20 protein-coding genes and 2 pseudogenes are annotated in these 19,619 nt (G+C 67.6%); 8 read left to right on the plus strand and 14 right to left on the minus strand.

The genetic code is table 11. The features are described from left to right. Positions 1 to 36: 36 nt before the first annotated feature. Positions 37 to 450, minus strand: a complete 414-nt coding sequence (locus tag A5773_RS15225; RefSeq protein WP_066957630.1) for a Zn-ribbon domain-containing OB-fold protein — start codon at positions 448 to 450, stop codon at positions 37 to 39. Positions 451 to 600: 150 nt separating this feature from the next. Between A5773_RS15225 and A5773_RS15230 the strand changes: the two genes are divergently transcribed. Further along, positions 601 to 894 (plus strand): putative quinol monooxygenase, encoded by a 294-nt coding sequence (locus A5773_RS15230; RefSeq protein ID WP_067791442.1) that lies wholly within the window; start codon positions 601 to 603, stop codon positions 892 to 894. Positions 895 to 897: 3 nt separating this feature from the next. Here the strand turns inward: A5773_RS15230 and A5773_RS15235 are convergent, their stop codons facing one another. Beyond that, positions 898 to 1,887, minus strand: coding sequence for an LLM class F420-dependent oxidoreductase (locus A5773_RS15235; protein WP_067791444.1), 990 nt, complete (start codon positions 1,885 to 1,887; stop codon positions 898 to 900). A gap of 123 nt (positions 1,888 to 2,010) precedes the next feature. On the opposite strand from A5773_RS15235, the gene A5773_RS15240 reads away from it, so the two are divergent. From A5773_RS15240 to A5773_RS15250, 3 genes are read left to right on the plus strand one after another with little or no spacing between them, the layout of a single operon-like run. Then, positions 2,011 to 3,252, plus strand: a complete 1,242-nt coding sequence (locus A5773_RS15240; RefSeq protein WP_067791446.1) for an FAD-dependent monooxygenase — start codon at positions 2,011 to 2,013, stop codon at positions 3,250 to 3,252. After that, positions 3,243 to 4,103, plus strand: a complete 861-nt coding sequence (locus A5773_RS15245) for an LLM class F420-dependent oxidoreductase (protein WP_067791448.1) — start codon at positions 3,243 to 3,245, stop codon at positions 4,101 to 4,103. The genes A5773_RS15240 and A5773_RS15245 overlap by 10 nt, the downstream gene beginning before the upstream one ends. 29 nt (positions 4,104 to 4,132) lie before the next feature. Then, a complete protein-coding gene (locus A5773_RS15250) occupies positions 4,133 to 4,741 on the plus strand; it encodes a class I SAM-dependent methyltransferase (RefSeq protein ID WP_067791450.1) in 609 nt (202 codons plus the stop codon). A 110-nt stretch (positions 4,742 to 4,851) separates the two neighbouring features. Here the strand turns inward: A5773_RS15250 and A5773_RS15255 are convergent, their stop codons facing one another. Both A5773_RS15255 and A5773_RS15260 read right to left on the minus strand, forming a co-directional pair. Then, positions 4,852 to 6,996: a 3-hydroxyacyl-CoA dehydrogenase NAD-binding domain-containing protein gene (locus tag A5773_RS15255; RefSeq protein WP_067791452.1), complete on the minus strand. Its 2,145-nt coding sequence runs from the start codon at positions 6,994 to 6,996 to the stop codon at positions 4,852 to 4,854. A gap of 4 nt (positions 6,997 to 7,000) precedes the next feature. Continuing rightward, positions 7,001 to 8,212 (minus strand): acetyl-CoA C-acetyltransferase, encoded by a 1,212-nt coding sequence (locus A5773_RS15260; RefSeq protein WP_067265506.1) that lies wholly within the window; start codon positions 8,210 to 8,212, stop codon positions 7,001 to 7,003. A 226-nt stretch (positions 8,213 to 8,438) separates the two neighbouring features. On the opposite strand from A5773_RS15260, the pseudogene A5773_RS15265 reads away from it, so the two are divergent. Next, positions 8,439 to 9,607 (plus strand): annotated as a pseudogene (locus tag A5773_RS15265) (pyridoxal phosphate-dependent aminotransferase). An 8-nt stretch (positions 9,608 to 9,615) separates the two neighbouring features. On the opposite strand, the gene A5773_RS15270 reads toward A5773_RS15265, so the two are convergent. Genes A5773_RS15270 through A5773_RS15285 form a run of 4 tightly spaced genes read right to left on the minus strand, consistent with a single transcriptional unit; the run spans position 9,616 to position 12,164 of the window. Next, positions 9,616 to 10,065, minus strand: a complete 450-nt coding sequence (locus A5773_RS15270; protein WP_066957654.1) for an SRPBCC family protein — start codon at positions 10,063 to 10,065, stop codon at positions 9,616 to 9,618. A gap of 57 nt (positions 10,066 to 10,122) precedes the next feature. Then, positions 10,123 to 10,578, minus strand: coding sequence for an SRPBCC family protein (locus A5773_RS15275; protein ID WP_082948249.1), 456 nt, complete (start codon positions 10,576 to 10,578; stop codon positions 10,123 to 10,125). Positions 10,579 to 10,635: 57 nt separating this feature from the next. After that, positions 10,636 to 11,715, minus strand: a complete 1,080-nt coding sequence (locus tag A5773_RS15280) for a CaiB/BaiF CoA-transferase family protein (RefSeq protein ID WP_082948250.1) — start codon at positions 11,713 to 11,715, stop codon at positions 10,636 to 10,638. Positions 11,716 to 11,720: 5 nt separating this feature from the next. Continuing rightward, complete coding sequence (locus A5773_RS15285) at positions 11,721 to 12,164, minus strand: SRPBCC family protein (RefSeq protein ID WP_066957657.1); 444 nt, start codon at positions 12,162 to 12,164, stop codon at positions 11,721 to 11,723. 64 nt (positions 12,165 to 12,228) lie between these two features. Between A5773_RS15285 and A5773_RS15290 the strand changes: the two are divergent. Continuing rightward, positions 12,229 to 13,913: pseudogene (locus A5773_RS15290) on the plus strand (alpha-keto acid decarboxylase family protein). A 10-nt stretch (positions 13,914 to 13,923) separates the two neighbouring features. Here the strand turns inward: A5773_RS15290 and A5773_RS15295 are convergent. From A5773_RS15295 to A5773_RS15320, 6 genes are read right to left on the minus strand one after another with little or no spacing between them, the layout of a single operon-like run. Continuing rightward, positions 13,924 to 14,118, minus strand: a complete 195-nt coding sequence (locus tag A5773_RS15295; RefSeq protein WP_067791454.1) for a bacterioferritin-associated ferredoxin — start codon at positions 14,116 to 14,118, stop codon at positions 13,924 to 13,926. Between the two features lie 12 nt (positions 14,119 to 14,130). Next, positions 14,131 to 14,757 (minus strand): fatty-acid--CoA ligase, encoded by a 627-nt coding sequence (locus A5773_RS15300; RefSeq protein WP_197505491.1) that lies wholly within the window; start codon positions 14,755 to 14,757, stop codon positions 14,131 to 14,133. Beyond that, a complete protein-coding gene (locus A5773_RS15305; RefSeq protein ID WP_067791456.1) occupies positions 14,754 to 15,542 on the minus strand; it encodes an alpha/beta fold hydrolase in 789 nt (262 codons plus the stop codon). The genes A5773_RS15300 and A5773_RS15305 overlap by 4 nt, the downstream gene beginning before the upstream one ends. Then, complete coding sequence (locus A5773_RS15310) at positions 15,539 to 16,546, minus strand: hypothetical protein (protein WP_066957662.1); 1,008 nt, start codon at positions 16,544 to 16,546, stop codon at positions 15,539 to 15,541. Before A5773_RS15310 ends, A5773_RS15305 begins: the two co-directional genes overlap by 4 nt. Positions 16,547 to 16,561: 15 nt before the next feature. Next, positions 16,562 to 17,161: a carboxymuconolactone decarboxylase family protein gene (locus A5773_RS15315; protein ID WP_067791458.1), complete on the minus strand. Its 600-nt coding sequence runs from the start codon at positions 17,159 to 17,161 to the stop codon at positions 16,562 to 16,564. Continuing rightward, positions 17,158 to 17,727: a carboxymuconolactone decarboxylase family protein gene (locus A5773_RS15320; RefSeq protein ID WP_066957666.1), complete on the minus strand. Its 570-nt coding sequence runs from the start codon at positions 17,725 to 17,727 to the stop codon at positions 17,158 to 17,160. Before A5773_RS15320 ends, A5773_RS15315 begins: the two co-directional genes overlap by 4 nt. Before the next feature lie 128 nt (positions 17,728 to 17,855). Between A5773_RS15320 and A5773_RS15325 the strand changes: the two genes are divergently transcribed. Then, positions 17,856 to 18,449 (plus strand): TetR/AcrR family transcriptional regulator, encoded by a 594-nt coding sequence (locus A5773_RS15325; protein WP_066957669.1) that lies wholly within the window; start codon positions 17,856 to 17,858, stop codon positions 18,447 to 18,449. Positions 18,450 to 18,614: 165 nt separating this feature from the next. Beyond that, positions 18,615 to 19,574, plus strand: coding sequence for an NADP-dependent oxidoreductase (locus tag A5773_RS15330; RefSeq protein WP_066957671.1), 960 nt, complete (start codon positions 18,615 to 18,617; stop codon positions 19,572 to 19,574). Positions 19,575 to 19,619: the final 45 nt, after the last annotated feature.

Raw genomic sequence — 19,619 nt, forward strand, 5'->3', positions numbered from 1 at the left:
TCCTGGGTAGCTGGTGGGCCGCGCTTGCGATCGCCACTAGACCGGCTGGAACGCGAACGTCATGATTTCGGCGCCCTCTTCGTCGGTGGTCAGCGGAATCATGGTGAGCTCGACCTCCTGGCCGAACTCCAGCTTGGCCGGGTCGTTCTCCGTCAACCGCCCCTCGACCCGGATGACGTCATCAAGCTGGACCAACCCGACGCCGAACGGAACGAAGTCCTTGCCGGTCGGGCCGGCATAGGGCGCCCCGGGCGGGAAGCCCTGCGTGGTCCACGCGACGAGGGTTCCGCGGCGCGGCAGCAACACGTCGGTCATCTCGCCAAGGCTGCAGCGCGGGCACCACTGCTGCACCGGAAAGGTGGTGGCGCCGCAGCTGCCGCACCGGCTGCCGATCAGCTGTGGGCTCTCGTCGGGCCAGGTCGAGATCTCGGGGGCGAGCGCCTTTTGCATCGGGGATCCTCCAGAAGCGTCCACGGTGTGCCGACAGAATGTTGCTCACTGAACCGTATAACAGCTTTCCGAAAAGTGGAAACCGCATTCTCATTCTTGGCCGCGCCGGGCAGATAGGTTGGGATCGCCGCCGCAACCGAGGAGACGACCATGCCAGTCACGGTGATACTCGAACTGAAATTCAAGCCCGACGCCGTGCCACAGGCGCGCGACGTCATGGGCCGGGCTTTACGAGACACCCGGGCGTTTCCCGGGAACCTCGGTACCGACGTGCTCGTCGACGAGGACGACGAAACCCACTGGCTGATCTACGAACTGTGGGACACGGTCGAGCAGGACGAGGCCTATCGCGCGTTTCGCGCCGGCGAAGGCCGCCTCACCGACCTGCCGCCGCTGCTGGCCGAGCCTCCCGTCAAGAAGAGGTATGTCACCTCCGACATCTGACGGCTAGCTGAGCGCGGGAATCACCTCGCGCTCGAACAACTCGATGCCGGAGCGGTCGTACGCGGCCTCCGGGAAATAGCAGATGGCGTATTCGCACCCGAGGTCGCGGAGCTTGGCGATCCGCTCGATCACCTGTTCCGGTGTGCCCGTCGCCGAATCGGGTCCGCTGCCGGCGGCCAGCATCGCGTCGGCGGCCGCCTCGGGCACGTACCGGACGACCCGGTCGCGGACGCGCCGCAGCCTGTCCTTGACGTCGGCGTCGGAGGTCCCGACGACCGCGTTGAAGTTGGCCGACCGCACGATGGCCTCGAAGTCGCTGCCCACCTGCTGACAGTGCTGCGCCAGCACTTCGGACTTGTGCGCGAACGCCTCGGGCTCGGGCGCGAAGTTGGTGTACTGCGCGTATTTCGCGGCGATGCGCAAGGTCACCTTCTCACCGCCACCGGCGATCCACAGCGGAATCCCGTTGTCCTGCAGTGGCTTAGGGGAAACGATTGCGCCGTCCACCTGGTAGTGCTTGCCGTCGAAGCTGACCTTGCCGTCGCGCCAGGCAGCACGCATGATCTGTACGCCCTCGTCCAGCCGGGCCAGCCGCACGCCGGCCGACGGGAATCCGTAACCGTAAGCGCGCCACTCATGTTCGTACCAGCCACCGCCGATGCCCATCTGGATCCGCCCACCGGAGATGATGTCGGCGGTCGCCGCGACCTTGGCCAGGTACACCGGATTGCGGTAGCTCATCGCGGTGCACATCTGGCCGAGTTTGATCCGCGACGTGACCGCCCCGTACGCGGCCATCAGCGACCACGCCTCGTGCGTGGCCTCAGCCGTCGGCAGCGGGACGGTGTGGAAATGGTCGTAGACCCACAGCGAGTCCCACGCGCTGCTGTCGGCGTAGACAGCCAGGTCGCGCATCACCGCCCAGTGCTTCTCCGGTTCGATGTCGACCAGATCCATTCGCCAACCTTGCGGGATGAAGAGACCGAAGCGCATAGCAACGGACTCTAACCCGCCGCCCACCACCACAGCGCAGAAGGCAATTCCCTCCGCTGCCGCGGGCAGCCCTCCCCAGGCCCCCGCTAGGCTTACCCATCGACAAGCAAGCGGGAGGTCGGCGTGCGCGTACTGGTCTCCGGCGCCAGCATCGCCGGCCCGGTGCTGGCCTACTGGCTGAACCGTCGCGGCTTCGACGTCACCGTCGTCGAGCGCGCGCCCACCCTGCGCAAGACCGGCGGCCACGCCGTCGACCTGTTCCGTCCCGCGATGGAGATTTCGGCGGAGATGGGTGTCCTGCCTCAGATCGAGGCGCTCGCCACCGGAACGGACCGCATGACCATGCATCGGGAAGGCCGGCCCCGGCCCATCGAGATCGACCTCACCAAGATCTACGCCGCCACGTCCGACCGGCACGTGGAGATCATGCGCGACGACCTCAGCGAAATCTATTACGCCGCCGGTCGCGACGACGTCGAGTACCTCTTCGGGGACTCGATCACCTCGATCGACCACGACGGCGAGGTGACGTTCGAGGATGCCCCGGCCCGCCGGTTCGACGTCGTCGTCGGCGCAGACGGGGTGCACTCCAACGTCCGACAGCTGACCTTCGGCGACGAAGCCAACCTCACCCGATTCCTCGGCGGCTATCTGGCGGTGGTATCGGCGCCCAAGGCACTGGCCGGCCAGGGCGAGATGACCTGCCACGTCGGCGTGGGCCGCCTCGCGGCAATCTACACCGCCGAGCACCTGGACGACGCGCGCGCCGTCTTCCTGTTCCGCACCAAACAAGAGCTCGACTATGACCATCGGGATGCGCTGCGGCAGAAGGCAATCCTGCGCGACACTTTCGCCGACATGCACGAGCAGGTGGACGATTGGCTCGGCGAAGTCGACCGCACGCCCACGTTCTACTTCGATTCGATCAGCCAACTGCGGCTGGACCGATGGTCCCGGCGGCGGGTGACCCTCGTCGGCGACGCGGGATACTGCCCCGGACCCGCGGTGGGCGGCAGCACCAGCCTTGCCGTGCTTGGCGCCTACGTACTGGCCGGAGAGCTCGCCGGGGCGAACGGCGACCACCTGCGCGCGTTCGCGGCCTACGAATTGCAGATGCGTGAACCGGTGCACCGCAGCCGGGCCTTTGCGCGCGGCGCCGCCAAGGGCATCATCCCCGGCTCGCGACTCGGAGTGTGGGGGTTGACCCATGGCGCCCGACTGATTTCGCTGTTGCCCGGGTCGCTTTCGCGGTCGCTGGCGAAGCTGAACGCCAACGGCGTCCGGATGCACGATTCGATGGCGGTGCCCGACTACAGCGCGACCGACCTACAAGCGAACGAAAGGAAAGACCGCCGATGGAACTAGCCGGTGTGGGAATCTGGAGCAGTCAACTGCGATACGGCGATCCGTCTGAATCCGCTGATGCGGCAGCGGAATTGGACGAATTGGGCTTTCCGGCGCTGTGGATACCCGACGTCGGCGGGCCGGTGTTCGACGCGGTCGGCAACTTGCTGGCCGCCACCAAGCGGACCGTGATCGCCACCGGGATCCTCAACCTGTGGATGCATGCGCCCGGCGAGGTCGCTGACTCCTATGCGACCTTGACCGCCGAACACGGGGACCGCTTCCTACTCGGCATCGGGGTCAGCCACGCACCGCTGATCGACGCGGGCCAGCCCGGGCGGTACCGCAAACCGCTGGCGGCCACGGCGGCGTTCCTGGACGGGCTGGATGCCGCCCCACGTCCCGTACCGGCCGAAAGTCGGGTCCTCGCCGCGCTCGGCCCAAAGATGCTCACCCTGGCCGCAACCCGCGCCCGCGGGGCCCACCCTTACCTGGTCACCCCCGACCACACCGCCTCTGCCCGTTCGACTTTGGGCGATGGCCCCCTGCTGCTGCCGGAGCAGACGGTGATCCTGACCGACAGCGCCGACGAGGCGCGACGCATCGGAACCGACTGGCTGCGGGCGTATTTGGCGTTGCCCAACTACGCCAACAACCTGCTGCGCACCGGGTTCACCGAAGAGGACCTCACCCAGGTCAGCGATCGGCTCTTCGACGCCATCATCGCGTGGGGTGACGAGGAGGCGATCATGCGCAGGGTCGCCGAGCATCGTTCGGCCGGCGCCGACCATGTGTGCGTCCAGGTGCTGCTGGCCGACCCGAAGGTGTTCCCGCGCGAGCAATGGCGCCGAATCGCCGCCGCCTCCAAGTAACCCCGCGGCGATCACGCTTAGGGTGGGGTATGGCTTCCAAGCAGACGCTGTTTCGGATTTTCTACCGCATCGGCTTCACTCCCTGGGACGGTCACCCGCTCGCGCAGAGCGTGCGGAACCTGGTCGAGGGGACGGCCGACACGCCTGCGCTCCCGCGGGGCTCGGCCCTCGAAGTCGGGTGCGGAACCGGTGACTGCTCGATCTATCTCGCCCAGCACGGTTGGAAGGTCACCGCGGTCGACTTCGTCGCCAAGCCCCTCGAGCGGGCACGCGCCAAGGCCGGGGCCGCCGGCGCGGCGGTCGACTTCGTCCAGGCCGACGTCACACAGCTGAGCCGGACCGGCGTCGGCTCGAACTTCGAGTTGATTGTCGACAACGGTTGCCTGCACAACATGAGCGACGACGATCGTGAGGCCTATGTCCGGGAGATCAGCGCGGTGGCGGGCCCCGATGCGCGACTGCTGATCGTCGCATTCGTTCCCGGCGGCAGGGTGGGAGTGCGCGGCATCGACCACACCGAGATGGAACGACGCTTCGCGCCCAGCTGGACGATGCTGTCGGCCGGCGACGAGCGCGAGCTGGACCGCGCCGAGAAGACGCCGGCACGGTACTACCTCTTCCAGCATCGAGACACATAACCAGGTGCGATGACACGCCGTACGCCGTCGCAACGCTTTATGTCCCGCGTGTCAGCGCACGCAAAAGCCCCCGAAGACAAGCGCTTCGGGGGCTTTCGCGACCGCGAGACCTAGGCCAGCGAGTCGGGCGGCAGGAAGCGGTCGCCGTACTTGGCTGCCAGCTCGCGGGCACGGGCCACGAAGGCTTCCTTGCCCGTACCGCCCGCACCCTCGTAGCCGACGATGAACTGCGCGCTCCCACCGGTGTACGGCGGAAAGCCGATGCCCATGATCGACCCGATGTTGGCGTCTGCGGTCGACGTCAACACGCCCTCGTCGAGGCACTTCTGCGTTTCCAGCGCCTCGGCGAACAGCATCCGGTCGATCATGTCCTGCAGCGGCGGCTGCGACGAACCGGACTTGAACGTCTCCCGCAGGCCCGGCCACAGCCCGGTGCGCTTGCCGTCGACGTACTCGTAGAAGCCCGCGCCCTTCAGCCGCGACGGGCGTCCGATCTCGATCATCTTCTCCACGACGGCCTCGGCCGGGTGCGGCTCGTAGGTACCGCCCGCGTCCTCGACGCCCTTACGGGTGGCGGCCGCGATCTTGTGCATCAGTTCGAGATTCAGCTCGTCGGACAGCTGCAGCGGCGGGGCCGGGTAGCCGGCCTGCGAGCCGGCGTGCTCGATGCTGGCGGGTTCGACGCCCTCACCGAGCATCGCCAAGGCCTCGTTGACGAAGGTACCGATGACGCGGCTGGTGAAGAAGCCGCGGCTGTCGTTGACCACGATCGGGGTCTTGCCGATGGCGAGCGTGTAGTCGAACACGCGGGCCAACGCCTCGTCAGAAGTCTTCTCGCCCTTGATGATTTCGACCAGCGGCATCTTGTCGACCGGTGAGAAGAAGTGGATCCCGATGAAGTCCTCCTGCCGCTTGACGCCGGTCGCCAGACCGGTGATCGGCAGCGTCGAAGTGTTGGACCCGAGCAGAGCGTTCGGCTCGACGATGTCCTCGATCTCCTGGAACACCTTGTGCTTGAGTTCCTGGCTCTCGAACACCGCCTCGATCACGAAGTCGACGCCCTTGAAGTCCGCGGCGTCGGCCGACGGCGTGATGCGATCCAGCAGCGCCTTGCTCTTCTCCTCGGTGGTCTTGCCGCGCTGAAGCGCCTTGGCCTCAAGCTTTTCCGAGTAACCCTTGCCCTTCTGCGCGGCCTCGAGGCTGACGTCCTTGAGCACCACGTCGAACCCGGCCTTGGCGGAAACGTAGGCGATGCCGGCGCCCATCATGCCCGCGCCCAGCACACCGATCTTGTTGATCTTGACGGGCTCGATGCCGTCGGGCCGCGAGCCCCCGCCGTTGATGTGCTGCAGGTCGAAGAAGAAGGCCTGGATCATGTTCTTGGCGACCTGGCCGGTGACCAGGGAGGTGAAGTAGCGGCTCTCGATGCGGCTGGCGGTGTCGAAGTCCACCTGGGCACCCTCGACGGCCGCGTCCAGGATGGCCCGCGGCGCCGGCATCGGCGCGCCCTTGAGCTGCTTCTTCAACAGCGCGGGGAAGGACGGCAGGATGCCGGCCAGCCCGGGGCTGGACGGGGCGCCGCCGGGCATCTTGTAGCCCTTGGCATCCCACGGCTGGGTGTGCGCGTCGGGGTTGGCCTTGATCCACGCCTTGGCGGCCGGAACCAGTTCGTCGACCGAGCCGACGAGCTCGTCGACCAGCCCCATCTCCTTGGCCTTGTCCGGCTTGAACCGGGTGCCCTGGGACAGCACGTTCATGAACGCGTTCTGGATGCCGAACATCCGCACCGAACGAGTGACGCCACCCGCACCGGGCAGCAGGCCCAGCGTCACCTCGGGGAAGCCGAGGACGAGGCCCTTGACGTCGGCCGCGATGCGGTGGTGACAAGCCAGGCAGATCTCGAGGCCGCCGCCCAGGGCCGCGCCGTTGATGGCGGCGACCACCGGCTTGCCCAGGGTCTCCAGGGCCCGCAGGTCGCGCTTGATGCCCTCGACCTCGGCGAAAATCTCGCCGGCGTTCTCCGGGCCGGCTTGGATCATCGACTTCAGGTCACCGCCGGCGAAGAAGGTCTTCTTCGCGCTCGTGATGACCACGCCGGTGATCGAATCCTTCTCGGCCACAAGGCGTTCGACGGCCTTGTGCATCGACTCCTTGTAGGGGTCGTTCATCACGTTCGCGGACCCGGTGGGGTCGTCGAGCGTCAGCGTGACGATGCCGTCGGCATCCTTATCCCACTGGATGGTGTTCTCTGCCATGGTCTTAAACCCTCTCGATGATGGTGGCGACGCCCATGCCGCCGCCGATGCACAGCGTGATCAGCGCGCGACGCGCGTTGCGGCGCTCGAGCTCGTCGACCATGGTGCCGGTGATCATGGCGCCGGTGGCGCCCAGCGGGTGGCCCATCGCGATGGCACCACCATTGACGTTCAGCTTCTCGTCGGGAATGTTGAGGTCCTTCTGGAACTTCAGCACCACCGAGGCGAACGCCTCGTTCAGTTCGAACAGGTCGATGTCGTCGACGGTCAGTCCCGCGCGGTCGAGGACCTTCTGGGTGGCCGGGGTCGGGCCGGTCAGCATGATGACCGGGTCGGAACCACTGGTCGCGGTGGCGACGATGCGCGCCCGTGGGGTCAGGCCCTGGGACTTGCCGGCAGCCTCCGAGCCGACCAGCACCAGCGCGGCGCCGTCGACGATGCCGGAGCTGTTGCCCCCGGTGTGGACGTGGTTGATCTTCTCGACGTAGTGGTACTTCTGCAGCGCCACGTCGTCGAAGCCGCCCATTTCGCCGATGCCGTCGAACGCGGTCTTCAGCTTGGCCAGGCCCTCCATTGTGGTGTCGGGCCGCATGTGCTCGTCGTGGTCGAGGATGACCAGACCGTTCTGGTCGCGCACCGGCACGACCGACTTGGCGAAGTAGCCGCCCGACCAGGCCTCGGCGGCCTTCTGCTGCGAGCGCAGCGCGTAGGCGTCGACGTCGTCGCGGGAGAAGCCCTCGATGGTGGCGATCAGGTCGGCGCCGATGCCCTGCGGCACGAAGCCGATCCGGTAGTTGGTCTCCGGGTCGAGTGCCCAGGCGCCGCCGTCGGAGCCCATCGGGACGCGGCTCATCGACTCGACACCGCCGGCCAGCACCAGGTCGTCCCAGCCGGAGCGCACCTTTTGCGCGGCGGTGTTGACAGCTTCCAGCCCCGAGGCGCAGAACCGGTTGAGCTGCACCCCACCGGTGGTCTCGGGCAGGCCGGCCACCAGCGCCGCGGTCCGGGCGATGTCGCCGCCCTGGTCACCGACCGGGGACACGACGCCCAGGATCAGGTCGCTGATCAGGTTCTCGTCGAGGTCGGGGTTGCGCCGGCGCAGCTCGTCGACCAGCCCGACGACCAGGTTCACCGGCTTGACCTCGTTCAGCGAACCGTTTTTTTGCTTGCCGCGCGGCGTGCGGATGGCCTCATAGATGAAGGCTTCTTCGGACATGTCGAGTTCCTCTTCGCAAGTGGGTTTCGGATCCGTATTAAAGGTAGGTCCAGATACCGCACCCTAACAAAGTGCCCGGCCAACCTGTTGGTTGGGCCGATCACCGCTGGTCAGTGAGCCGAGCTGGGGAACCCCCGCTTGCGGGGGACACGCTGGCGTGACGCTGGACGGCGAGCGCCACACTGGCGTGACACTCGGGCACCGAAGCCCCCTAAGCTCGACCAGCATGACGGTGTCGCGACTGCGTCCGTACGCGACGACGGTGTTCGCCGAGATGTCGGCGCTGGCCGCTCGGGTCGGCGCGGTCAACCTCGGCCAGGGTTTCCCCGACGAGGACGGGCCCGCGGCCATGTTGAAGGCCGCCCAAGACGCCATCGCCGAGGGAAAAAACCAGTACCCGCCCGGCATCGGCGTCGCACCGCTGCGGCGCGCCATCGCCGCCCAGCGGCCCAGCGGCATTTCGGCATCGAATACGACCCCGACACCGAAGTGCTGGTGACGGTCGGGGCCACCGAGGCCATCGCGTCCGCGGTGCTGGGCCTGATCGAGCCCGGCTCGGAGGTCCTGCTGATCGAGCCGTTCTACGACTCCTACTCGCCGGTGCTGGCGATGGCCGGCGCGCACCGGGTGGCCGTGCCCCTGGTGCCCCATGGTCGTGGCTTTGCCTTGGACGTCGAGGCCCTGCGCCGGGCGGTGACGCCACGGACCCGTGCGCTGATCGTCAACTCCCCGCACAACCCGACCGGCACGGTGCTCAGCGCGGCCGAGCTGGCCGCCATCGCCGAGGTCGCCGTCGCCGCCGACCTGTTGGTGATCACCGACGAGGTCTACGAGCACCTGGTGTTCGGGGACCACCGGCATCTGCCGCTGGCCGGCTTCGACGGCATGGCCGAGCGGACGATCACCATCTCCAGCGCGGCCAAGATGTTCAACTGCACCGGCTGGAAAATCGGATGGGCTTGCGGCCCAGCAGAACTCATCGCCGGGGTACGTGCGGCCAAGCAGTACCTGAGCTACGTCGGCGGCGCGCCGTTCCAGCCCGCGGTGGCTCTCGCGCTCGACACCGAGGACGCGTGGGTGGCCGCGCTCTGCAGCTCTTTGCAGGCCCGTCGCGATCGGCTGGCCGCCGGGCTGTCCGAGATCGGCTTCGAGGTGCACGACAGCGCCGGCACCTACTTCCTGTGCGCCGACCCCCGCCCCCTGGGCTACGACGACAGCACCGCGTTCTGCGCGGCGCTGCCGGAAAAGGTCGGGGTGGCGGCCATTCCCCTGTCGCCTTTCTGCGATCCGGCGGGCTCGCATCCCGACGTGTGGAATCACCTGGTGCGGTTCACCTTCTGCAAACGCGAAGACACCCTTGACGAGGCGATCAGGCGGCTGGCCGCCCTGCGGTGACGGGCCGGCTACCCGGCCGAGCCGAGGCCCCCGACCACTCGCTTGCGCAGCCCCTCCAGCGCGGAATCGAGGATCTTCTTGCGGGCCCGGTTGACCCAGAACTCGGGCAGCGGCGCAAATGGCTCGACGGTGATGGCGAACCGCACCCTGGTCTTGTCGTAGCCCTCCCTGGTCAGGGTGTACTCCCCGTGCTGGCCACGTTGCTGGGCAGTCTTCTGGGCGTCCCACACCATCCAGTCCGGCCCCCAGTGGTATTCGAGCAGTTCCGTGTCGTGGATGCCGGTGACCGCGATGGTGACCTTCACGTGGTGCGGTCGGCCGTCGGGGTGCTTGTCGACGACTTCGACCCGCTTGTGCACCGACGACCATGAGGGCACGGCGTCCATGTCGGCCAGCGCCTCCATGATCACTTCCGGAGGCGCGTCAATGACGATTTCCGACGACGCTTGAACGGCCACTACTAATAAGTTAGCAACCGCTCAGCCGCAGACGAAGGCAAAAGCGCGAGCCGCTGACTATTCCGGCTCCGTCGAACCTTTGAAGTGCTTTACCAATTCGCACAAGCCCTTTACCGATGAGTCAAGAACGCTTTCGCTGGCCCGCCGGACGATGAAGGCGGGCATCGGCCGGCCGGGCTCGACCGTCACGTCGAAGCGCACGCGGGTCTTGTCGAGACCTTCGGGTTTGAGGTTGTACTCGACGTGCTGACCGTGCTGCTGGGAAGTCCCTTTGGCGTCATAGACGACCCAATCGGGACCCCAGTGATATTCCAGGATCTCCTTGTCGACGAGCCCGAGAATCTTGATCGTGGTTTTCACATGGTGGGGCCGACCGTCGGGATAACGGTCGATTACTTCGATGTGTTTGTGGAGCGGTGACCACGATGCCAGCACGCCGACATCGATCAGCGCCTCCATGACCACTTCTGGCGGCGCGTCGACGACAAATTCCCGTGATGCTTTTACGGCCACTGCGCTCAACCTAGCAATGCCGGCCCCGGTGCGGAATGGTTCGGCGTAACAGGCTGGCTACCAGTCGATTTCGGCGAGCGGCGTGGTGGCCGCCGGTGGCCGACCCACCGGTGCGGCCGGGGTGCGCGAGAAGCGTGGACCGGGCGCGGCCTGGTCGACGCCGTGGTCGGTGATCACCGTGGACCGCGCCCGCAAGTGTTCGTCGGCCGCCGCCTCGCTCCACGTCAACACCGCAGTGACGCACGCATCGGTGCCGGCGAAGATGGTCGTCCACTCGTCACGGGTCCGGCTGCCGAACCGTTTCGCGAAGACCTCGTACATCTGCGGGTAGGACCCGATGTCGAGCTGGCCGGGCACCTGGTCGGGCGACAGGCCGAGGCCGGTCAGCAGCGCCGCGAAAAATTGCGGCTCGATGGCGCCGACGGCCAGGTATTTGCCGTCGGAGGTCTCGTAGCAGCGATAGAACGGGGCACCGCCGTCGAGCAGGAACGACTCGCGCCGGTCACGCAGCGCCCCGGTCGACTTCATCGTCCACATCATCTGGGCGAGCAGGCTGACGCCGTCCACCATCGCCGCGTCGATGACCTGCCCCTGACCAGAACGTTCACGCTCGTAGAGGGCGACCGCGATGCCGAGCAGCACCAGCATCGAACCGCCACCGAAGTCGGCTACCAGATTCAGCGGCGGCATCGGGGGCCGGTCAGCGTAGCCCAGAGCCGACAGCGCGCCGGTCCGCGAGAGGTAATTGATGTCGTGCCCCGCCGTCTGGGCCAGCGGCCCGTCCTGCCCCCAGCCGGTGATCCGCGCGAAGATCAGTCGCGGATTGACCGCCGCGCATTCGTCGGGACCGATGCCGAGTCGCTCGCAGGTGCCCGGACGGAAACAGTCCAGCAGCACGTCGGCTTTGGCGGCGAGATCCAGCAGCGCCTGCGGGTACGCCTTGACGTCCAGGTCGACGATTCGCTTCCCGCGATGCAGCAGATCGCGGTCCTCGGGCGGCATTGTGAGGCCGCCCGGGCGCCGCACGCGCACCACGTCGGCGCCCAGGTCGGCGAGCATCATCCCGGCGTGCGGCCCCGGGCCGATCCCGCCGAGCTCGATCACCTTCACCCCGGCGAGGGGACCGCCGTCGCCCACCGCGGTTAGTTGCCCTTCTTGACCTTGAGCACCCGCTCGCGCAGCGCCTTGGTCGCCGAATCGATGGTGCCCTTCACGGCGCGTTTCAGGACGAAGCCGGGCAGTGGCACATTCGGGTCCGCAAGGAGCTCGAACTTGACCAGAGTCGCGTCGCCCTGCGGTATCAGGGTGTACTTGCCGTCTTGCGCCTTCTGCTGCGAGGAGCTCACCAGCGTCCAGCTCACCGCGTCGTCCGACCAGGTGTAGGCCACCACCTGTTCGTCGGTGATCCCGGCGACCTTCACCTTCATCTTCACTTGGCTGGGCCGCCCGTCGTCGCCGGTCGAGAGGACCTCCGCACTCTGATGGGGTTCGGACCATTCGGGCATCGCCTCGAAATCGGCGATGACGTCCAGAATCTCCTCCGGACTGGCTTCGATGACGATGTCGCGGGATTCCTTGAGTGCCATGGCCCGCACGATACTGAAACGGCGTCCCGCCCGGAACGGATTCGACCGAGGTACCGTCGTGCTTGTGCCTGAGGCAGCGACCGAGCCCGTCTACACCGTCGGCGACTACCTGTTGGACCGCCTCGCCGAACTCGGCGTCACCGAGATCTTCGGCGTTCCCGGCGACTACAACCTGGAATTCCTCGACCACATCGTCGCCCACCGCAGGATCCGGTGGGTGGCAACGCCAACGAGCTGAACGCCGGCTACGCCGCCGACGGGTACGGCCGGCTACGCGGAATGTCAGCCGTGGTAACGACTTTCGGCGTCGGTGAACTTTCGGCGGCCAACGCCATCGCGGGCAGCTATGCCGAACAGGTGCCCGTGGTGCACATCGTCGGCGGACCGTCCAAAGACGCGCAGGGCACCCGGCGCGCGCTGCACCACTCGCTCGGTGACGGCGACTTCGAGCACTTCTTCCGGGTCAGCCGCGAGATCACCTGTGCCCAGGCCAACCTCATGCCCGCGAACGCCCGCCGGGAGATCGACCGGGTGCTCTCGGAGGTGCGCGAGCAGAAGCGCCCCGGATACATCCTGCTGTCCACCGACGTGGCCCGCTTCCCCACCGAGCCGCCCGGTGATCCGCTGCCCCGCTACGCCGGTGGCACCAGCCCGCGCGCGCTGTCCCTGTTCGCCGAGGCCGCGTCCGAGCTCATCGCCGACCACAAGCTGACCGTGCTGGCCGACTTGCTGGTGCACCGGTTGCAGGTGGTCAAGGAACTCGAGGCGCTGCTGACGGCCGACGTGGTGCCCTACGCCACGCTGATGTGGGGGAAGAGCCTGCTGGACGAAAGCTCGCCCAACTACCTGGGGATCTACGCCGGTTCGGCCAGTGTCCCGGCGGTGCGCACCGCGATCGAGGAGGCACCGGTGCTGGTGACCGCCGGCGTGGTATTCACCGACATGGTCAGCGGCTTCTTCAGCCAGCGGATCGACCCGGCGCGAACCATCGATGTCGGGCAGTACCAAAGCAGTGTGGCCGGCGAGGTCTTCGCGCCGCTGGAGATGGGCGCCGCACTGGAGGCGCTGTCGACCATCCTGACCCGGCGCCCGATCACGTCGCGGCCGGTGGCGGCGCCCACCGCCGGCGATCTACCCCCGCCCCCGCCGCGCGATCAACCCCTGACGCAAGAGATGCTGTGGGACCGCCTCTGCACAGCCCTCACACCGGGCAACGTGGTCCTCGCCGACCAGGGCACGTCCTTCTACGGCATGGCCGACCACCGCTTGCCCCAGGGCGTCACATTCATCGGCCAACCCCTTTGGGGCTCAATCGGTTACACGCTGCCCGCCGCACTGGGCGCCGGGGTCGCACATCCGGACCGCCGGACCGTGCTGCTGATCGGCGACGGCGCCGCCCAACTGACCGTCCAAGAGCTCGGCACCTTCTCGAGGGAGGGGCTGTCTCCGGTGATCGTGGTGGTCAACAACGACGGCTACACCGTCGAACGGGCGATCCACGGAGAGACGGCGCCCTACAACGACATCGTGAATTGGAAGTGGACGGACATTCCCAACGCGCTGGGGGTGGCCGATCACCTGGCGTTCCGGGTGCGGACCTACGGCGAGCTCGATGACGCCTTGACCGCGGCCGCGCTGCACCGCGACAGCATGGTGCTTGTCGAGGTGGTCCTGCCGCGGCTCGAAATCCCGCCGCTGCTCGTCGAACTCGTCCAGCCGACATCGCCGGACGGCAGCGTTCGCCGCTAGGGGCGCCGTGTCAGCCGGGCCCGGAGCGAGTGGGTCCGCCGGCCGGGTCGGACGAGCGCAGCATCGCCTGGACGGTTCGCCGGCAACGCCCGCAGTCGGCGCCTGCTCCGCAAGCCTGGGCGACATCCTTGGTGGTGCAGGCCCCGGCTTCGACCGCCTCGGTCACCGCTTGGCTGGTGACTCCGTTGCACAGGCACACGAACATCGCGCCGGCCGCTCAGTCCGCCTCGATGCGCATCATGTTGGTGAATCGGCCGACGAATATCGGTGGGTAGGGGCCCATTCCGGCGCCGGACATCCACTCGGCCGCGGCGTCGGGATGCTCGATCCATCGCCGCGCGCTCTCTTCGTCGGGCAGCTCCGACATGATCAGCACCTCGTGCTCATCATCGAAGGCCTGGAAGATCCAGGTCTTGCGGATGCCGGCCGCGACGAATCTGTCGGTGGCCGAGGCGACTTCGGCGGTAAGGGCCGACACGTCGTGGACGGACGCGATGGTGGCGACCACGACGCCTGGCGCCTCGGGCGTCGCGGTGGGCGCCGGGACGAACCTGTCGACGATCTCGCCGGCGAAGACCGCCGGAATGTCGTCGACGCCGGCCGCGTCGAACCAGTCGAAGAAGACCCGCGAGCGCAGCAGCTCCACGATCGGCTCGCGGCTGTGGACTCCGATCATCACCAGCACGCGGCCGTAGTCATGCGTCGAGGTGTAGACCAGGACGTGGTGGGCGCCGATGTCGGACAGGGCCGCCTTTCTGCGCTCGAGCAGCGGCCATACCCGGCTGGGGTCCGGGACGCGGTAGTCCGACGCGATCACCATCGAATGAATGTCGTTCGTCATCACCGCCGCCTCACACCGGATTCAACGACGAAGGTACTCGATGATCGCGGCGCCAACGGCGCCGGGCTGTCGGGGAACAGGGCGTGGCTGGCGTCGTCGATGACGGTGGTGCTGACGCGGTCGCCATTGCGGGCGCGCAGGTCGCCCCATTCGGCGCGGTGGTGAAACGGGTCGAGGGCGGCGATGATCTCGAACACCGGCGCGTTCCCCGCGTCCCAGTAGTGCGTGACATCGGTGTGGTGTACGCAGGCCACTTGCATTGCAAGGGTTTCGGGGTACCAGCCGGTCAGCCATATCGAGGCGTCGTGGCCGGGCGCGAAGAAGGCGGTCCGCAGCGCGTCCAGCCGGGCCGCGTCGGGAAGGCTGAGGTCACCGGCGCGCATCGGGGCTGAATTAATCTGTGGATCCACGGTTTTCCCGGCTGCAGCGGCCAGAATCACCGCCTCCACCTTGTCGGGATGGTGCACGGCGGTGACGCGGGCGACGAAGTTGCCGAAGGCGTGCCCGAGGATCACCGCGGGCCCGTCGGCCAAGTCGTCGATCACCCCGGCGATATCACCAGCCATGTCGGCGAAGGTGACATCGCTCATCGGCCCGGAGGAGCCGGCGACCCCGCGCGGCTGCGGACGCAGCACCCGGTATCCCGCGGCGACGAGCGCGGCGGTCAACGCGTCGAAGTCGCCGCCGGCGTCGCGTCCATAGGACGGGATGACGACGACGGCGGGTCCGTGTCCGTCGACGACGGTGTCGATCGACGCCTGCGCGGTAGTGACGACGTGCCGGGTCATGCGTCCGGGCCGCCCGTCGGGGCCGTTGCAGCGTAGTCCAATTCGACGCGAAGCACGGCGGCGCGCCGGACCACTCCGTCGGGAGGGGCCGTGGTGCCGCCGTCGGTGGTCACGTAGGCGATTCGGCCGCGCTCCCCGTCCGCCCGGCCCCAGGCGGCGCTCGACGGCCCGACCAGGATGTCGTCGAACGGGTCACCGGCGATGTGGCGGACCTCGCTGCCGTGCCGCAGCTGCAACGGCACCCGGTCGAGAGTGTTGGCGCGGTGCCTGGTGACGTATGCGAACCCGGCGCGTTCGTCGAGGCAGAAGTCGTCGGCGTTGTCGATCGCGGCGACGAATTCCGCTGAACCAGCCGGGCTTAGCGTCGACGGGTCGACCGGGACGCGCATGAACACCTTCTGCGCGGTCGAGGTGTAGTACAGGTAGCCGGTGCGTGGGCCGTAACGTACGCCGTTGACCCCCGGTTGCGGGGGCGGCGGCACCTCGCTGTCGGGATCGAAGGCCATCGTGTCGTGGGCCAGCCAGACCTGCGCGGAGGCTTGCCGCGCATCCTGGTCGAGGTCGACTCGCCAGATCAGGCCGGCGAAGCAGTCGGCGACCGCCAGCACCCCCGGCGCGAGCAGGCAGCTGCCGTTGAGTCCGCGGGCTCGCTCGTCGAAGGTGTAGATGAGCTCTGGCGTCATGGGTCGTCCGGGCGCCCAGTCGGTGAGATCGATTCTGGCCAGGTGTGATTCCCCGGTGGTGTAGGCCAGCGTCAGGTTGACGACGAAGACGTCGGGCGCGACCTCGACGATCCCCGTGACCGGGCAATCGAAGGTGTGCAGCAGAACCGGGTCGACGAGTGCGCCGGGCCGGGGTGGCGGCACCCACCACAGTTCGCGCTGTAGGACGGCGGTGATCAGCAGCGAGCCGTCGGCGCGCACGGCGAGGTTCTCCAGGAAGTACTTTTGGGGGAAGTGGGCCACGGGGGTGAGCGTCACGGTGGGCAGCGGTGGGAGCGGCATGGTGATCCTCGATGGTCAGTGGTCGTCCGGAGCGGGAATTGCGAAGGCGTTGAGAATGCCGCAGACGGTGTGATAGATCCCGGTCAGCACGGTGATGTCGAAAACCCCTGCGGCGCCGAACCGTTGCCTCGCTTCGTCATACAGCGCGTCGTCGACGTGATGATCGGTGGACAGCGCCCAGGCCAGGCGATGGGCGGCGCGTTGGTCGTCGGTGAGCGCCTCGGGTTCGGTGCCGGCGACCAGTTCGGCGATCACCGACTCCGACAATCCCACGTGGCGGGCCACCGCGGAGTGGGCGTACAGCTCGTAGGGGGCGCGCCACACCGAACCGACGGTGAGGAGCACCACCTGCCGAGTGCGCTGGTCCAGCGACGTGCATTGCTGTTCGGCCGCTTGCAGTTTCAGGAATGCCGCGGACAGCCCCGGGTTGAGCAGGCTGGGATTGAAAGGCCCGATCAGGCGCCCGTCTGCGGTGGCCGCCGCGAATCCGCAGCGCCGCGCCCATGCCAGCGCGTTGGCCGTGATGTCGTCGAACAACTCCCGCGCGGTGTCGTCGAGAGCGGCCCGGTCGGCCAGGTCGAGGCGGCCGCCCAGACCATGTGCGGGGCCGCTCACTGCTCCAGCCCCTCGGCATTGGCCGGCACGTCGAAGGCGGCCAGCGTCAGGCACACCATGGTGAACCAGCCCAGCAGCACCGCCACGTCGACGATGCCCGCGTCGCCCAAGAGGTCCCTGGCGCGCCGGTACAAACCCGTCGGCACCACCCGTGGCGCGACCAATGCGGACGCCAACTCGTAGACCACCTGCTCTCGCGGGTCGTCGAACGATGCCGGCGATCCCGCGATGAGCGCTTCGACCCGCCGGGGGTCGAGGCGGCCGGCGCGCTCGGCGATGATCTCGTGCTCATAGGTGGCGTACGCGCTGCGCCACTGCGCGGTGACCACGAGGGTGGCGATCTCGATCTCGGCTTTGCTCAACGTGGAGTGCCGCTGAAAATAGGCGCCGGTCGGCGCGATCGTCGTGGACAACGCCGGGTTGGCCAGCCAGATCTTGTGGGGGCCCGGAACGAGCCCGCGCAGCACGCGGGTGAACTCGTAGGCCTGTTTCATGGCCGGGTCCATCTGGTCGACCGGTGTCTCCACGAACCGGCCGAACGTCCCGAAGTCGCTTGCCTCACTCATCTGCCCGTCACCTCCGCTGCTGGTCGAGGGGTCGGATAACGCGAACGAACATTCACTTTTATGGTGTGCCCTGAGTCGGACGATGTCAAACGCGAACGTTCATGCTTTTTTGTGCTACGCTGAGCCGTATGCCGAAAGTCACGCCCGAATACCGCGCGGAGCGGCGCGCGCACATCCTGGCGGCCGCGCGGCGTTGCTTCATCCGTAACGGGTTCCACGCCGCCTCGATGCACGACCTGGTCGAGGAGGCGGGAATGTCCTCCGGTGCGGTGTACCGCTACTTCCCCAGCAAGGACGCTGTCATCGAGGCGATCGCCGCCGACAACCTCGAGCGGGTCGTCGCCGTCATCGGACAAGCCATCGACGATGGCGCCACCCCGCAGGCGGCCATCGCGACCGTGCTCGACTTCGTCACCCGCCGTCACGGCGAGGACGGCTTCGCCGCCATCGCCGTGCTGGTGTGGTCGGAAGCCCTGCGCAACGCGACGCTGGCCGCGCATCTGCGCGAGGCCATCGGCACCGCGCTCGCCAAGCTGAGCACCGATGCGCCGCCTCAGTCCGGTGTCCGAATCGACCCGACCGCCGTCGCCGACTTGCTGCTGTGCGTGCTGCCGGGCTATCTCATGCGGTTGGCCCTAGGCGGCCCCGAGGCTGTCGAGAACGTTCCCGCCGCCATCGAGAAGGTGCTCAATGTCCCCGAGCGGTCACCGGCTCCAGCGTAAGCATCTCCACCAGAACACCTTTCGAAAGACGCCTATCGCTCTACGCGATGGGCGAGTGATAGATGCACCAATGCGCTTCTCCCCCACATGAATTAGATGTAAAGGTACCGCGAATACTCCAGAAATGCCGGAATATCGGCCACACAGATGTGGTTGGGGGTGGGTATGAAAGCAATCGGTTACACCGATTTCGGTGGCCCAGAAGTACTGCGGGCCTTGCAGTTACCGGAGCCCCATGCCGGGCCCGGGCAGGTCCGGGTACGCGTGCATGCGGCGGCGGTCAATCCCGCCGACACGGCGGCACGGTCGGGATGGATGAAACGCAACTATCCGCCAGATACTCTCCCGGGAGGCCGCTATCCCGATCCACCGTACGTGACGGGCTGGGACTTCTGCGGTGTTCTCGACGAGGCCCCCGACGGTGGTCCGATCGGCATTGGCGAGCGAGTCGTCGGACTCACGCTGAGCCCGATGGGCAAGGTCGGCGCGTATGCCGAATACGTCGTGACCGATTCCAGGTCGGTGGTGCGGGCGCCGAGCGACGCCACAACCGTTGCGGCGTCCACTCTTCTGATGAATGCCGTGACCGCGTACGCGATGCTCGAAGCGCTGGCCGTTCCCGCCGGCGGCACCGTCGCGGTGACCGGGGCCGCCGGAGCCCTGGGGGGCTACGCGGTAGAACTGGCGAAACATCAAGGGCTGCGGGTGGTTGCCGACGCCGCCGAGACCGACGACGAACTCGTCAAACAATTGGGGGCAGACGTCGTCGTACGCCGCGGTGACGGACTGGCCGAGCGCATCCGCGAGTGGGTACCCCCGGGGGTGGACGGTGTCGTCGATGCGGCGTTGTACACCGACGCCATCGTGCCCGCGATCCGGGACGGGGGCGCAGTCACCTCGGCCCGCCAGCACGTTGGCGCCGGTGAACGGTCCATCAGCTGGCACGTGGTGTCCGTGACCGAGCACACCACGCGCACCGATGTGCTCAGCACTCTGCGAGATCTCGTGGAGGCCGGTGCCTTGACCCTGCGCGTCGCCGACACCCTGCCCGCCGAGCGGGCCGCCGACGCGCATCGGCGACTGGAAGCCGGCGGACTCCGCGGGCGCCTGGTGCTCACCTGGTGACTCGCGCCGCTTGCGGTGGCGACGGCACATTGCCGCTGACGATCT

Origin of the sequence: Mycobacterium sp. 852014-52450_SCH5900713 (assembly GCF_001667075.1) — a bacterium.
GTDB lineage: Bacteria > Actinomycetota > Actinomycetes > Mycobacteriales > Mycobacteriaceae > Mycobacterium.